The organism is Acetobacterium wieringae, assembly GCF_026646375.1.
Lineage (GTDB): Bacteria > Bacillota > Clostridia > Eubacteriales > Eubacteriaceae > Acetobacterium > Acetobacterium wieringae_A.
In genome coordinates this window covers 1-14,063 of record NZ_JAIPPU010000003.1, presented here as the reverse complement: position 1 = coordinate 14,063, position 14,063 = coordinate 1, and the positions used below count along the sequence as shown (strand labels likewise).

General features: G+C 43.9%; 12 protein-coding genes. 10 read left to right on the top strand and 2 right to left on the bottom strand.

Annotation, left to right across the window (positions count from 1 at the left end; all coding sequences use genetic code 11):
* Positions 1-127: 127 nt before the first annotated feature.
* From proB to Q7P33_RS03470, 8 genes are all read left to right on the top strand, one after another.
* The gene (proB, locus tag Q7P33_RS03505) at positions 128-934 is read left to right on the top strand and encodes a glutamate 5-kinase (RefSeq protein ID WP_303867414.1); all 807 of its coding nucleotides are present in this window, start codon (positions 128-130) and stop codon (positions 932-934) included.
* A gap of 302 nt (positions 935-1,236) precedes the next feature.
* Positions 1,237-1,392 carry a stress-responsive transcriptional regulator PspC gene (locus Q7P33_RS03500; protein WP_303867413.1) on the top strand — a complete coding sequence of 52 codons (156 nt, stop codon included), beginning with the start codon at positions 1,237-1,239 and terminating at the stop codon, positions 1,390-1,392.
* An 8-nt stretch (positions 1,393-1,400) separates the two neighbouring features.
* Positions 1,401-2,591, top strand: coding sequence for a glycosyltransferase (locus tag Q7P33_RS03495; RefSeq protein WP_303867412.1), 1,191 nt, complete (start codon positions 1,401-1,403; stop codon positions 2,589-2,591).
* 189 nt (positions 2,592-2,780) lie between these two features.
* Positions 2,781-5,429 (top strand): valine--tRNA ligase, encoded by a 2,649-nt coding sequence (locus Q7P33_RS03490; RefSeq protein WP_303867411.1) that lies wholly within the window; start codon positions 2,781-2,783, stop codon positions 5,427-5,429.
* A 955-nt stretch (positions 5,430-6,384) separates the two neighbouring features.
* Complete coding sequence (locus tag Q7P33_RS03485; RefSeq protein WP_303867409.1) at positions 6,385-7,905, top strand: class I SAM-dependent DNA methyltransferase; 1,521 nt, start codon at positions 6,385-6,387, stop codon at positions 7,903-7,905.
* Positions 7,895-9,208, top strand: a complete 1,314-nt coding sequence (locus tag Q7P33_RS03480; protein WP_303867408.1) for a restriction endonuclease subunit S — start codon at positions 7,895-7,897, stop codon at positions 9,206-9,208. Before Q7P33_RS03485 ends, Q7P33_RS03480 begins: the two co-directional genes overlap by 11 nt.
* Before the next feature lie 61 nt (positions 9,209-9,269).
* Complete coding sequence (locus Q7P33_RS03475) at positions 9,270-10,502, top strand: FRG domain-containing protein (RefSeq protein WP_303867407.1); 1,233 nt, start codon at positions 9,270-9,272, stop codon at positions 10,500-10,502.
* 98 nt (positions 10,503-10,600) lie between these two features.
* Positions 10,601-11,227: a hypothetical protein gene (locus tag Q7P33_RS03470; RefSeq protein ID WP_303867406.1), complete on the top strand. Its 627-nt coding sequence runs from the start codon at positions 10,601-10,603 to the stop codon at positions 11,225-11,227.
* A 70-nt stretch (positions 11,228-11,297) separates the two neighbouring features.
* Here the strand turns inward: Q7P33_RS03470 and Q7P33_RS03465 are convergent, their stop codons facing one another.
* A complete protein-coding gene (locus Q7P33_RS03465; protein WP_303867405.1) occupies positions 11,298-11,540 on the bottom strand; it encodes a type II toxin-antitoxin system Phd/YefM family antitoxin in 243 nt (80 codons plus the stop codon).
* Positions 11,541-11,593: 53 nt separating this feature from the next.
* On the opposite strand from Q7P33_RS03465, the gene Q7P33_RS03460 reads away from it, so the two are divergent.
* On the top strand, positions 11,594-11,899 hold the full coding sequence (locus Q7P33_RS03460) for a hypothetical protein (protein WP_303867404.1): 306 nt from the start codon (positions 11,594-11,596) through the stop codon (positions 11,897-11,899).
* Positions 11,900-12,147: 248 nt separating this feature from the next.
* Positions 12,148-13,644, top strand: a complete 1,497-nt coding sequence (locus tag Q7P33_RS03455; RefSeq protein ID WP_303867403.1) for an SIR2 family protein — start codon at positions 12,148-12,150, stop codon at positions 13,642-13,644.
* 29 nt (positions 13,645-13,673) lie between these two features.
* On the opposite strand, the gene Q7P33_RS03450 is transcribed toward Q7P33_RS03455, so the two are convergent.
* Positions 13,674-13,784 carry a cell filamentation protein Fic gene (locus Q7P33_RS03450; RefSeq protein WP_303867402.1) on the bottom strand — a complete coding sequence of 37 codons (111 nt, stop codon included), beginning with the start codon at positions 13,782-13,784 and terminating at the stop codon, positions 13,674-13,676.
* Positions 13,785-14,063: the final 279 nt, after the last annotated feature.

Genomic DNA, 14,063 nt, shown 5'->3' with positions numbered 1-14,063 from the left:
CAGGCTGTCGCCTGTTCGCCTACACGTTACGAAAATGTTTGTGGAAACTGCCCCCCCAGCAATTAAGGTTCGTTCTTTATAATTCTCGTTTCTCAATGACCAACTGGAACCAAACTAGGAGATTAAGATGCGAGAAAAGATAAAAAACGCCACCACCATTGTAGTAAAGATGGGTACCACCTCGGTGACCCACCAAAATGGCACCCTGGATCTGCGAAAGCTGGAGATCCTGGCCCGGGTGCTGACGGATCTGGAAAACAGCGGCAAAAAAATGGTGCTGGTTTCCTCCGGAGCCATCGGTGCCGGGATGAACCGGATGAAGCTGACCGAACGGCCCAAAACCCTAAAAGAAAAACAGGCCGCTGCGTCGGTAGGCCAGGGGCTTTTGATGCGGGTTTATCATAAGTTTTTTGATGAATACCATCAGACGGTTGGTCAGATTCTTCTGACCAAGGATGTCTTTAAACACACCATTAAGCGCAACAACGCCATGAACACCTTCCAGGCCCTGATCGCCGGAGGGATCATTCCGATTGTCAATGAAAATGACTGTATCGCCACCGATGAGATTCAGGAGGAATGCTTTGGCGACAATGATATCCTCTCGGCGATGACCGCCGACCTGGTCGATGCCGATCTGCTGATCATCCTTTCGGATGTGGATGGTCTTTACGATGATAACCCGGCCGTCAATAAAGACGCCCGACTGATCCAGACGGTTGATAAGATCGATAATGAGCTGATGAAAAGCGCCGGCAACACCGCTTCCTGTCTTGGCACCGGCGGCATGATCACCAAGCTGGGCGCCGCCAAATACGCCACCGACTGCGGCATCGACATGATAATCGCCTCTGGGGAAGACGTCAAGGTGCTCTATAAAATTCTTGACGGCGAAGAAATCGGAACGATTTTTTTAAGTGATTCACAACAATAATAAAAATGAAACTGGCCGATAATTGGGAAAGACAAGCACCGAACAAAAAGTGCTTTGATGTCAGTTTTCACAACAATAAGAAATCGCTATGCGAATTTCTTATTGTTCGCGGGCAGTCGCCAACTACAAGCAAGCTTGTGATTGGCTCATTGCCTTCACGAAAACATTTTTGTAACGTGTAGGCGAACAGGCGATAGCCTGTCCGCCGTACAGTGTAAAAAATGTTTCGTGCAAAACTGGCAGCGAAGCTCACGGTACTTTAGTTATTGTCAGTACATAAAAAAATAATACGGAGGTTTCTTATGTTAAAGAAAATATTAGTGGGATTTTCGGCCGTAATGGCCGGAATGTTAATGGTTTTTGGTGGCATCTATTTTGTTGAAAAACGCAAAGAAGAAGCCATGGGCGGCAAACTGATGCGGGTTAATTACAAGTTTACCAAAGAATTCGAAGACTAAGGCCCGCCATGTCAAAGGTATTTATTTTTACAGCGTCAACCGGTGCCGGTCATAATCTGGCCGCCCAGTCCTTAAAGGAATCTCTGGATGAAGCCGGCTATCAAACCGAAGTTTATGATGCCTTTAAAGAAACCAACGTCACCCTGGATCGCCTGATTACCAAAGGGTATCAGCAGATGGTGGTGAATGTACCCAAGCTTTATGAGCAGATGTATAATCAGTTTAATAACATGAACCGCTTTCAGCAGGGTATTTTTCAGGTGTTGACCCGGGTGATGAACCCCGACATCGTGCCCCTGATCAAGTCCGGTCACCCCGATCTGATCATTACCACCCATCCCTTTGTGACCAATGTATTGGGCACCCTGAAGGAGCACCATGCCTTTGATGTTCCGGTACTGTCGATTGTCACTGACTATAAAATTCATACCCTTTATCTTAAAAAAATGATCGATGCCTATATTGTCGGCTCCGACTATACCAAAGAGACCATGGTCGAAAAAGGGGTGTCCGCCGACATTATCTATCCCTACGGGATTCCCATCCGCCAGACTTTTTTGCAAAACAACCATCTGCAGCGTCAGGAACTTGTCGATGTCGCTGGGACGATTCTTTTGATGGGCGGTAGTCTGGGCAGTAAACAGATGGAAAAAGCCTTTACCTCGCTGATGAAGGTCAAGGAAAAAATTCGTATCATTGTGGTCTGCGGCAATAATGCCCGGATCGAAAAAGAAATCCGGGCCCATTATGCCCGGGAAAAAACCGACAATAAACTTGTCGAGATCCACGGCTTTGTCAATAACGTCTCCGAGCTGATGGATCAGTCCGATGCCATTATAACCAAACCCGGGGGCCTGACCACCACCGAAGCGATTGTAAAAAACATTCCCATGATCATTCCCTTTTATTACCCCGGCCAGGAAGAAGAAAACGCCGATTATCTGGTGGATGGGGGAATGGCCATCAAAGTGGACAAGATCAAAGATTTAACCTCGATGGTTGATTTTTTGTTTGAAAATAAATACATCATCAAACGGATGTCAGAGAATATGTCCGAGGAGGCCCAGAAACGCTCGATGACCAAAACCATCGAGCTGTGTCACCGTCTGATTGCCGGTTATATCGAGAAAAAAGCCTTACCCGAACCCCAACCGGCCCTCTTTGACCCCTACAAAATTAAGGAAATAAAAGACCAATAGTTGGCAAGTGCGAAAAAAATAAACAATTAGTGTTTTTCTGACAGTTTCACAAACAGTTTTTACACTGTACGGCGAACAGGCGATAGCCTGTCCGCCGTACAGTGTAAAAACTGTTTCGTGCAAACTGGCAGCGAAACTCACAAAACCTTGGCAATTGCCTAACGACCAATAAGAATAGCAGGTGCATATATGAAGAAAGAAATGTCAAAAACCTATGATCCCAAAGAAGTAGAAGATAAAACCTATGCCAGTTGGCAGCAAAAGGGCTATTTCAAGCCGGAAGTCAATCCCGATGGTAAACCCTTTACGATTGTGATGCCGCCGCCTAACATCACCGGTCAGCTGCACATGGGCCACGCCTTTGACGGCACCCTCCAGGATGTTCTGACCCGCTACAAACGGATGGATGGCTATGCCGCCCTGTGGCTGCCGGGAACCGACCATGCCTCGATTGCCACCGAGGTTAAAGTGGTTGATAAACTCCGGGAAGAAGAAGGCAAAACCAAGCAGGAGATTGGCCGGGAAGCCTATCTGGAACGCGCCTGGGACTGGGCCCTGACCTATAAAACCCGGATCACCGATCAGCTTAAAAAACTGGGCGCTTCCTGTGACTGGAGCCGCGAACGCTTCACCATGGACGAAGGCTGCAGCCAGGCGGTCAACGAAGCCTTTGTCAATCTTTATGATAAAGGTCTGATCTATAAAGGCAGCCGCATTATTAACTGGTGTACCACCTGTAAAACGGCGCTCTCTGAAGCCGAAGTGGAATACGCCGAACACCAGGGCAATCTCTGGCATATCCGTTACCCGCTAACTGACGGCGACGGCTATCTGGTGGTGGCCACCACCCGGCCGGAAACAATGCTGGGGGACAGCGGCGTAGCCGTTCACCCCGAAGACGAGCGTTATCAGCACTTAATCGGCAAAACCGTGATGCTGCCCCTGCTTGATAAAGAAATTATTATTGTTGCTGATGACTATGTCGATATGAGCTTTGGTACCGGGGTGGTTAAAATGACACCAGCCCACGACCCCAATGACTACGAGGTCGGCCTGCGCCACAATCTGGAGCAGATTCGGGTACTCAATGATGACGGTACGATGAACGAACTGGCCGGAAAATATGCCGGCATGGATCGCTACGACTGTCGTAAAGCCGTGGTCAAAGATCTGGAAGCGCTGGGACTGCTCGAAAAAATCGAAGACCATCAGCATAACGTCGGCGAATGCTACCGCTGCTCCACCACCGTCGAAACCATGACCTCGGAACAATGGTTTGTTAAAATGGAACCACTGGCTGGCCCGGCGCTCGATGCTGTGCGTCAGCACAAAACTGATTTTATCCCCGACCGTTTCAGCAAAATTTATTACAATTGGTTGGAAAACATCCGGGATTGGTGTATTTCACGGCAATTGTGGTGGGGACATCGAATTCCGGCCTATTATTGCGCCGATTGTGGGGAGATGGTGGTTGCCAAGACGGCCCCCGACCATTGTCCTAAATGCGGCAGTACCCACCTCACCCAGGATGAAGATGTGCTGGATACCTGGTTCAGTTCGGGCCTGTGGCCGTTCTCAACCCTGGGCTGGCCGGAAAACAGCGAGGACTTGAAGAAATTCTATCCCACCTCGGTGCTGGTTACCGGTTATGATATTATCTTCTTCTGGGTTGCCCGGATGATTTTTATGGGCCTCTTCGAAATGGGCGAAACCCCCTTTAAAGACGTTTATATCCACGGTCTGGTGCGGGATTCTCAGGGCCGCAAAATGAGTAAATCTCTCGGTAACGGCATCGATCCGCTGGAACTGATTGAGACCTACAGCGCCGACGCCCTGCGCTTTACCATCATCACCGGAAACTCAGCCGGTAATGATATCCGCTGGCAGGATGAAAAAGTCGAGTCCAGCCGGAATTTCCTAAACAAGATCTGGAACGCCGCCCGCTTTGTGCTGATGAATCTGGATGACGATATCATGGAAAAAAAAGAAACGGCCATCGCTCATCTGGAAAACACCGACAAATGGATTCTGTCCCGGATGAATACCATCGTGGCCGAAGTCAATCACAACATGACCAAGTACGAACTGGGGATTGCCGCTTCCAAGATTTATGATTTTGCCTGGAGCGAATACTGCGACTGGTACATCGAGCTGGTAAAACCACGGCTCTACGGCGAGGAAGAAACAACCAAGGTCGCCGCCCAGTATACCCTGCGGGTGGTACTGGACACCATTTTGCGACTGCTGCATCCCTTTACCCCGTTTATCACCGAAGAAATCAACGGCTATCTGCCGGGCACCACCGGCGATATCATGGTGGCTCAGTGGCCGCACTTTGATGACACGCTGGTCTTTCCGGAGGATGAAAAACAGGTCGAGTTCCTGATGGAAGCGATCCGCAGCATCCGGAATATCCGCGCCGAAATGGATGTGCCCAATTCCAAGAAAACCCAGTTATTTCTGATTTGTGATAATCCCGAGCACCTGACATTGATGGCCGACTCCCTCCACTATTTCCAGAAGCTGGCCTCAGTCTCGACGATTCTGCCAATTACCAAAGCCGACATTCAGGAAAACTATGTCTCGGCCGTGGTGGAGGATTTAGAAATCTATATCAACCTCGACGAGCTGGTCGACAAGGAAAAAGAAATTGCCCGACTGGAAGCCGAGAAAAAGAAGCTCCAGCAGGAAATTGACCGGGTCACCCAGAAACTGGGGAACAAAGGCTTTACCGATAAAGCCCCGGAAAAGGTGGTTGAAGCTGAACGGGAGAAACAGAAAAAATTCCAGGAAACCATGGAAAAGGTGCAGGAACGATTGGATTATTTCAAGAAATAAGTGGCCCCCGCACTGATAATCCTATCAGTGGGATCACAGCTTATTCAAAACCCGGAACACCCTGAAAGATTCAGGCGGTTCCGGGTTTTTTGGTCGTTGATCGACATTCTCAAAGATCAGCTGACCGGCTCCCACACAGCGATTTTCCACTAGCCCTGGGGGAGCCGGTAGGCTTTGGCTAAAGCGCCTATCGCTTATGCGATCTGCCTGCAGTTATAAATGCTTCTAAATAGCGTTAAATGATATATTTTGAAAAGACGAAAAAATTAAGAAAAAAGTCACCCATCGAACCATTTATGTTGATCTTACTCGCGAATATTTTAGTGATTTAATACCAAGATGCATATATTGATACAATGAGGCGAAATCATAATCTCAAAAACCTCAAAAACGAAGGGGTTGCGAAGGGGTTGAGAAGGGATCAAACGGCTTTAATAAGGGATTGGAAGGGGTCGAAGGGGTTTTTCTCAAACTCAGCTATAAAGAACACAAAAGAATAAAATATAGATATGGATTTTTTTAACCCTAAACCCCTTCGATCCCTTCGGAAAGACTAGAACAGGGTGATCGAAAGGAAACTAAAATGTGGCTCATAAGGTATTTATGTAGCTTTCTAATAATTCTTATGGTTAGTTTTAAAAAGCGGTAAATAATCCGAATCAATGCCTGTGACCAGACCGATTTATTTGACTAGATTTTGACCGATCCCACATTTGGACAGATGGATGTGTTATTCTCAAATCAGGGCGATTGTGGCGGCAGGGAGGTTGATCGATTAAGTGAATTAAAAGAAGCAGCATTGCCTGAAACGTGAAATTTACGCTGGTCAGTGGCGGGGAAAAAGTTTATAATTAAAAAGATACGTCAATGCCAATAGTGCCAAAGCCAACTGCGGTAATGACGACCATTGGGCGATCAGCACGATAAAATCAACCATCAAAGACACGGAGGAACAATGGAAACTACAGGTAACATCGGGTTTGAAGAAACCCTCTGGAAATCAGCCGATAAACTGCGCGGCAGCATGGATGCCAGCGAATACAAGCATGTGGTGCTGGGGCTGATCTTTTTGAAATACATTTCCGACAAATTCGAAACCAAATATAACGAGCTGGTGGCCGAAGGGGAGAGCTTTGAAGAGGATCGGGACGAATACGAAGCCGAGAATATCTTCTGGGTGCCCAAAGAAGCCCGCTGGGCCTTTATTATGGATAACGCCAAGGATGTCAAAATCGGCGAGTATATCGACGATGCCATGATCCTGATCGAAAAAGAAAACACCTCCTTAAAAGGGGTGCTGGATAAACGCTACGCCCGGCCGGAAATTGATAAGAGGCGGCTGGGGGAACTGATTGATTTGATCTCCACCATCAAACTTCATGACAGCGGCGAAAAAGACCTTTTGGGCCGGGTCTACGAATATTTTCTCGGCCAGTTTGCCAGCGCCGAGGGCAAAGGGGGTGGCGAATTCTATACCCCCACCAGCGTCGTCAAAACTCTGGTGGAGATGATCGAACCCTATCAGGGCCGGGTTTACGACCCCTGCTGCGGGTCCGGGGGGATGTTTGTCCAGAGTGAGAAATTTGTGGAGGATCATCAGGGCAAAATCGAAAACCTGTCCATTTATGGCCAGGAGCTCAACGCCACCACCTGGAAGCTGTGCAAGATGAATCTGGCCATCCGGGGTCTGGATGCCAACCTCGGCAGCCATCACGACGACACCTTCCACAACGATCTTCACAAAACCCTCAAGTCCGATTTTATTCTGGCCAATCCGCCCTTCAACATCAGTGACTGGGGCGGGGCCCAGCTTCTGGATGATGTCCGCTGGCAATACGGCACGCCGCCGACAGGAAATGCCAACTATGCCTGGCTGGAGCACATGGTCTATCATCTGGCCCCTAACGGAGCCGCCGGGATTGTCCTGGCCAATGGCTCCTTAAGCTCCAATACGTCAAACGAGGGGGAGATCCGCAAGAACCTGCTGGAAGCCGATCTGGTCGACGCCATTGTGGCCCTGCCGGACAAGCTTTTCTACTCTACCGGGATACCTGTTTCTCTCTGGATATTAAACCGCAACAAGGCCGATAACCCCGGCTTTCGCAGCCGCTACCACGAGGTGCTGTTTATCGATGCCCGCCAGCTGGGCGAAATGATCGACCGCCGTCACAAAATTTTAACCAATACCGATGTGCAAAGAATCGCCGGGACCTACCACCAGTGGCGCACAAAAGATGGGGTCTATGAGGATATGAAGGGCTTTAGCAAAGCCGCCAAACTGGCGGAGATTAAGGAGCATGAATATGTCCTGACCCCGGGGCGCTATGTAGGGATTGAAGACGCCATTGATGACGGCATCCCTTTTGAGGAAAAAATGGAAAACCTGACCGCCGAGCTGGCAGAACTGTTTGCCAAGTCCCGGCACCTGGAGGAGGAGATCCGGAAGAATCTGGGAGGGATCGGGTATGAGTTTTAGGGAGACTCTGGTAGGGATTTTACCTGCTGATTGGAAAGTAGATGTAATAGACAACCTGAAAGCCAATAAAAGAAATGCAATTTCTATGGGACCTTTTGGTTCGAAAATTAAGAAAGAATGTTTTGTAGTTTCTGGAATACCAATTATTAGAGGCACAAATCTAAAACCGTTTTACTTTAATGAGGATGAGTTTGTATTTGTGACTGAAGAAAAATCCTTGGAATTGAAATCTAGTTTTGTCGAACGAAAGGATATTGTAATCACCCACAGAGGTACATTAGGGCAAGTTGGCTATATACCTGAAGGATCAAAATTTCAGAAATATATTGTGTCGCAAAGTGGAATGAAATTGACCTGTGATGAGAATAAAATAATTAGCAAGTTCTTATATTATTATCTAAATTCCAGTATGGGACAGAATTTTTTATTAATGAATCGTTCTCAGGTTGGTGTGCCTGCGATAGCGCAAGCATCGACAGCCTTGAAAAAAATACCTGTCCCAATACCATCATTAACCGAACAAAAAGCTATCGCTCATATCCTCTCAACACTGGACGAAAAAATCGAAGTCAACAACCAGATCAACAAAACCCTGGAAAAGATGGCCCAGGCCATTTTCAAGCAATGGTTTGTGGATTTTGAATTTCCCAATGAAGACGGCGAACCCTACCAGTCCAGCGGCGGGGAAATGGTGGAAAGTGAGCTGGGGTTGGTGCCGAAGGGGTGGGAGGTGGCTGAACTTCAAGACGTTGCGCAAATTACGATGGGTCAGTCTCCAAAAGGAACCAGTTATAATGAGACGGGTGAAGGGATGGTTTTTTATCAAGGGAGAACGGATTTTAATAAACGATTCCCGCTAAGAAGGCTCTTTACAACTGAACCAAAGCGAATCGCTAAAAAGGGGGATATTTTACTGAGCGTAAGAGCACCAGTGGGTGACTTGAATATTGCCAATGAAGACTGTTGTATCGGACGTGGCCTTGGGGCTCTTAGATCAAAAGAAGGTTTTGATTCGTATTTGCTTTGCACGATGTTTAAGCTCAAAGAAAAATTTGATATTTTTAACGGCGAAGGTACCGTTTTCGGTTCGATCAATAAAAATGATCTGTGTAGTCTAAAAATTATCAAGGCACCGGATGATGTCATCAGTCAATTTGAAAAAGTTGTTTCATTGATTGATAAACAAATCTATACATTAGAGATGGAATCGAGAAAGTTGACTAGAATCCGTGATGAGCTTCTGCCCAGGCTGATGTCAGGTGAGATTAGAGTGCCGTTTTTAGACGGCTTCAATGAGTTGTGAGCTATCGTAGTTTATTAGATAGCATAGATAATTCGAAAAAAACTTATGGGTAGGCGGATAGATGAGTGAATATTTAAGTACAAAATACAAAGAAAAGTTAGACAATAACGTCATCGATATTTCTTATCAGGATATTGTCAATTTGTATAATCAAAACATCAAAGATGAAAAAGAATGTGCGGAAGTAACCCAAAGTTCATATCGAAATGAGAATTATTATGATGAATACGGCGAAGATAATCAGAGATTTGCATTTTACAAAGAAGTTTTGTATAGAGATAAAAAGACCGCAGGTTTCATTATGGAATATCCACATGGCACTATAATAACCCAGGCAGAGAGAAATAGTTACTATCGCGGGGAGAATCAAATTTACACAAGTAGTATTCCTACTCTAACTAGAAAGTTAAGCCAAATTACTTCAGTGGAAGATATAGAAATTTATAAATTAATTGCCGATATGCGCATCGCGGAATTTGGAATATTTCTTTTTTCTTTTGGGTATGTGCAAGAGTGGGAAAGCAAATATTGCACGGTACTTTTCGATGCTTTAGCTCAGCATTATGGGTTAGAAACGGATTGGCTTGATATCACTAATGATTTTAACGTAGCGTTATTTTTTGCGACCTGTTTTTTTGACCTGCATGAAAGGGCTTGGAAACCATTAACGAAAAATGAAACTGAAAAAAATGAGAGTACAAAATATGGGATGATCTTTCATTGTCCTCAGTGGCAGGTTGGATTGAGAAACCTTACAGAAATGTTTATGGATTCTCAGAATGAAGAAGATCAAATCTTGATAAACAGTATTTTACCTATTGGTTTTCAACCATTCATGCGTTGCCATATGCAGTATGGGTATGGCATTAAAATGGAAAAAGAGTACCCATTGCAACAAGATATTATTTTTGAAAAACTACGATTTAGACATAATGAAAAACTTTCAAGAGATGTATTCGCTATGATGGAACAAGGCAAAAAGATATATCCACATGAAGGTTTATCAAATTTTCAGGATATTATCGATCAGATTAGAACAGCGACAACTTTTTCAGATGAAGCATTTGAATATGCTTTCGAAAAGGGCAGTTATTTCAAAGATAAAACAGTTTGTCGGGATAAAGTTATTAATGCGAAATTCTGTGGAAAAAATATTATTATTGAAAAAGATATCCATCCAATTAAAGTATCTCGCCAAAGAAGGAGAAGGCTGGATAGGGAATATTCTCAGTTTTCGATTGAGAAAAAATATGGCATAAAATTGAGCACACGATATGTTGTTTATCCTCAATAACGTGGGCCACAAGGGGCCGGTGGTGTTATTCACACACGCTTGAGAATAATTTATGAGCATTTAACGATTCTAAATCATGATGATTTTGGAGGTGTAGTTTGATTGTAACAACATGGAATAACGGGGAATTTTGTAATGATGGAAATGGTTACGGCATTCGTTTTTCAAAAGTAAACCTGCCTTTTTTAAAGCAGCTTGGCTGCACGAAACTACTTTTGCAATTCGGTGAAAATGGTGAGGAAGTCGAATGTAAAATAAATGCTACGTTTTGGACAACTTGTCCAGAAGTCAGATCTAAGATGATTGGGCAATACCTGATTAAAAATAACATGGACAAATGGAAAAAAGGAGAACCGTTCAAATTACCATTACTGCATTTAGGAGGGAATAGATTTATTCTGCTCGAAAATACAGCCAAAGAATTAGAAACATGGGCAGGTCGTAGTGTATTTTCATATTTAGGAAATGTAGCAACTGGGGTAAGGTTATCGTTTGGTAAATCCTCGGCAGTTGAAATAACAAAAAATCAATTTGATCAATTACTCAAGGTATTTCGTAGCAAAAGAATTAATATTGGGTCATCAAGAGATACCGCTGAAAAGGGGAGCCTAGGAGATTGGTTACAAGAAAATGTGACACCGACAGCCACAGCATCATATGTTGGGGCAATACTTCTTTATGAGGGGTACGCAAAAAAAGAAGGTTCAGAAATTATCTTCTACTAAAAAAAATGTTAAAACATGGAAGCAGAGAGATTGCGCACCTCTAAGGCCCACACACTAATGATCAGCCGCTTCATTTAGCCAATTCCTCAAAAGCGGCCTGATGTTTTTTAAGAATTCGTTTGGCAATGGCGTCAACTGCGTCATCGTCAACCACTACTTCTTCCTGAAAATGGCTAAATTCAATCAGGACATAGCGGGGGGGATTGTTTTTTAAAATGATGGTTGCGCCGTTTTCATCAACAAGACGGGCAACTTTCGAAAAATTCTGGTTGCTTTCGGTAATCGAAACTAAATTTTTGGTATTGATTTGCATAATAAGTACCTCCTAACCCCAAACGCTTTAATCTTGTAAAAAAAGGAGACAAAATGGATAAAAAGAAAGACATGATCCGCAGTTCTGCCGCAGAATATCTGACCTTCATTTCCGCCACCGGCGAAAGTGACGTCAATACGATCTATGCCGATGAAGATGTCTGGTTATCCCAAAAAATGATGGGTGTGTTGTATGCTGTTGAAACACATACAATTAATTACCATTTAAAAAAGATTTTTGCTGTTAATGAATTGATGGAAAATTCAGTTATTCGAAATTTTCGAATAAGGAAACTGTGCCCGACACCAACTGATAAACATATTCGGAATAAGTTAGACATGATCAAGAGCAGAAACTAGTAATCCTTCATCCAGGTGGCCATCACTGCCGTCGGTTTTGTTAATCATCAGAAGTTCTTGAGCCGGACACACTTAACTTATAAAACAATCAGAGATAATGCTGTTTTTACCAACAAACGTTATCCGCAAGGTTTTTGCGGTAAAAAGGTGGAAAGTTACTCCTGTCCAGACGTAGCGATTAAATAGACGCAATCATACTGCTCTTCTTGTTTACTATTGGTATAAAAAAGTCAAAGATTGGAGACCAAATGGAAATCAAAAACAAACTTAAACAGATCATCCATGAAACGGGCCATCATCCATTTCTTTTTGTTGGAGCGGGGTTTTCCAGACGGTATATAAGAACCGAAAAATGGGATGAGCTGCTTAGACATTTTTGTGAGGAATTTAGCCAGGATGAGTTCAAATACGATGCTTATGCGGCCCGGACTGACGAAAAGGATTATTATGGACAGCAACCTCAGATCGCCAGTTTTTTAGAGAAAGATTATAATTTGGCAGTGTTTTCGGATAACCGGTTCATCGATTTCAAGCAGATGCATCGTAAAGAAATTCAAGCTGGTATTTCGCCGTTTAAAATTGCCCTTGCGGAAAGGTTTAAAAAAGTTGCATACGATCGAGAAGACAAAGAGCTGGATTTACTGAAGAAACTGTCAATAAGAAGTATTTCAGGAATCATCACGACAAATTATGATTTCTTTCTGGAAAGTATTTTTGATGGTTTTCAGACTTTTACGGGTCAGGATGAATTGATTTTTGCAAATCTTGCTGAAAGCGGTGAAATTTATAAAATACATGGATCGGCTCAGAAGCCTGAGAGCATTGTCATTACCGCTGAAGATTATCAGCAGTTTGAAAAAATGGCATCCTATCTAATTGCCAAAATACTCACCATCTTTCTTGAGTATCCGATCATCTTTCTAGGCTACTCCCTGCAAGATCGCAACATCCGAAATATTCTCAGAACGATATCTGAATGTCTGCCTCAGAATAAGCTGGAACTGCTTAAACGGCGATTTGTCTTTGTTGACTACTCAGAGGGGAATATCATTTCGGAATACACCCAAACATTTGAAAATGGCAAAAGCATTGCAATGACCAAAGTTGCTACTCAGGATTTTATGCCGATTTATGAAGCGATTTATGAGGTCAAATCGAAATATAATCCCAGAATAATCAGAGAACTCCGACATGATGTCTATGAACTTGCAAATGAAACACATCCAACGGAGCGAATCAGTGCAACAGGTTTTGAAAAGCTTGATAAAATTGAAGAAGGTCAGCTGTTTATCCTTGGAGTGGGTGTTCAGAAGTATAATGGTCATCTTGTTAAAGCAGAACAGATCTATGAAGATATTGTTTTTGATAATCAGTTTTTTAATCCTGTTTTGGTGGTTGAAGAATACCTGCCAGAATTATTAAAAAGGAATACCGGCGGTTTACCCATGTATAAGTATATTCGTTATTACTCGGGGGAATTGTTTGAACGGATCAAGATTAATGTACTGAAATTTCAAACCTTGGATTCTTTTTTAAATGAACAACTTAGAAGAAGTAAAAGAAATTATCGGCAATCACAAGCCAATATTACAGTAGCCGGAATTATCCAGAGTGAAGGTAAAGAAGAAGCTTACAAGAAGCTGATTTATTTAGAGGCAGATGAATTTGATGTCGTTCAAATGGAAAGATATTTAGGAGAATTGATGAATAGTGATCAACACATATTAAAAGGGAATTGTGCCTGACACCAAATTATAAACTTATTTGGAATAAGTCAGCCTTGTGAAGGCAGTAGCCCTTCATCCCGGAGGCCATCACTGCCGCCGGTTTCGTTAATCTGCATAGTGTGAAGCCGTAGCACCTGCTGACGGGTCAGCCGCTTCATTTAGCCAATTCCTCAAAAGCGGCCTGATGTTTTTTAAGAATTCGTTTGGCAATGCCGTCAACTGCGTCATCGTTAACCACTGCTTCTTCCTGAAACTGGCTAAATTCAATCAGGACATAGCGGGGGGATTGTTTTTTTAAATGATGGTTGCGCCGTTTTCATCAACAAGACGGGCTACCTTCGAAAAATTCTGGTTAGCTTCGGTAATCGAAACTAAATTTTTAGTATTGATTTGCATAATAAGTACCTCCTAACCCCAAACGCTTTAATCTTGTAAAA

What these genes read in the sequence shown, in the direction of transcription:
- Q7P33_RS03455 (WP_303867403.1), top strand. Translation starts at nt 12,148, where the DNA reads ATGGAAATCAAAAACAAACTTAAACAGATCATCCATGAAACGGGCCAT.
- Q7P33_RS03465 (WP_303867405.1), bottom strand. Translation starts at nt 11,540, where the DNA reads ATGCAAATCAATACCAAAAATTTAGTTTCGATTACCGAAAGCAACCAG.
- Q7P33_RS03480 (WP_303867408.1), top strand. Translation starts at nt 7,895, where the DNA reads ATGAGTTTTAGGGAGACTCTGGTAGGGATTTTACCTGCTGATTGGAAA.
- Q7P33_RS03500 (WP_303867413.1), top strand. Translation starts at nt 1,237, where the DNA reads ATGTTAAAGAAAATATTAGTGGGATTTTCGGCCGTAATGGCCGGAATG.
- Q7P33_RS03490 (WP_303867411.1), top strand. Translation starts at nt 2,781, where the DNA reads ATGAAGAAAGAAATGTCAAAAACCTATGATCCCAAAGAAGTAGAAGAT.
- Q7P33_RS03495 (WP_303867412.1), top strand. Translation starts at nt 1,401, where the DNA reads ATGTCAAAGGTATTTATTTTTACAGCGTCAACCGGTGCCGGTCATAAT.
- proB (WP_303867414.1), top strand. Translation starts at nt 128, where the DNA reads ATGCGAGAAAAGATAAAAAACGCCACCACCATTGTAGTAAAGATGGGT.
- Q7P33_RS03485 (WP_303867409.1), top strand. Translation starts at nt 6,385, where the DNA reads ATGGAAACTACAGGTAACATCGGGTTTGAAGAAACCCTCTGGAAATCA.
- Q7P33_RS03475 (WP_303867407.1), top strand. Translation starts at nt 9,270, where the DNA reads ATGAGTGAATATTTAAGTACAAAATACAAAGAAAAGTTAGACAATAAC.
- Q7P33_RS03460 (WP_303867404.1), top strand. Translation starts at nt 11,594, where the DNA reads ATGGATAAAAAGAAAGACATGATCCGCAGTTCTGCCGCAGAATATCTG.
- Q7P33_RS03450 (WP_303867402.1), bottom strand. Translation starts at nt 13,784, where the DNA reads ATGAAGCGGCTGACCCGTCAGCAGGTGCTACGGCTTCACACTATGCAG.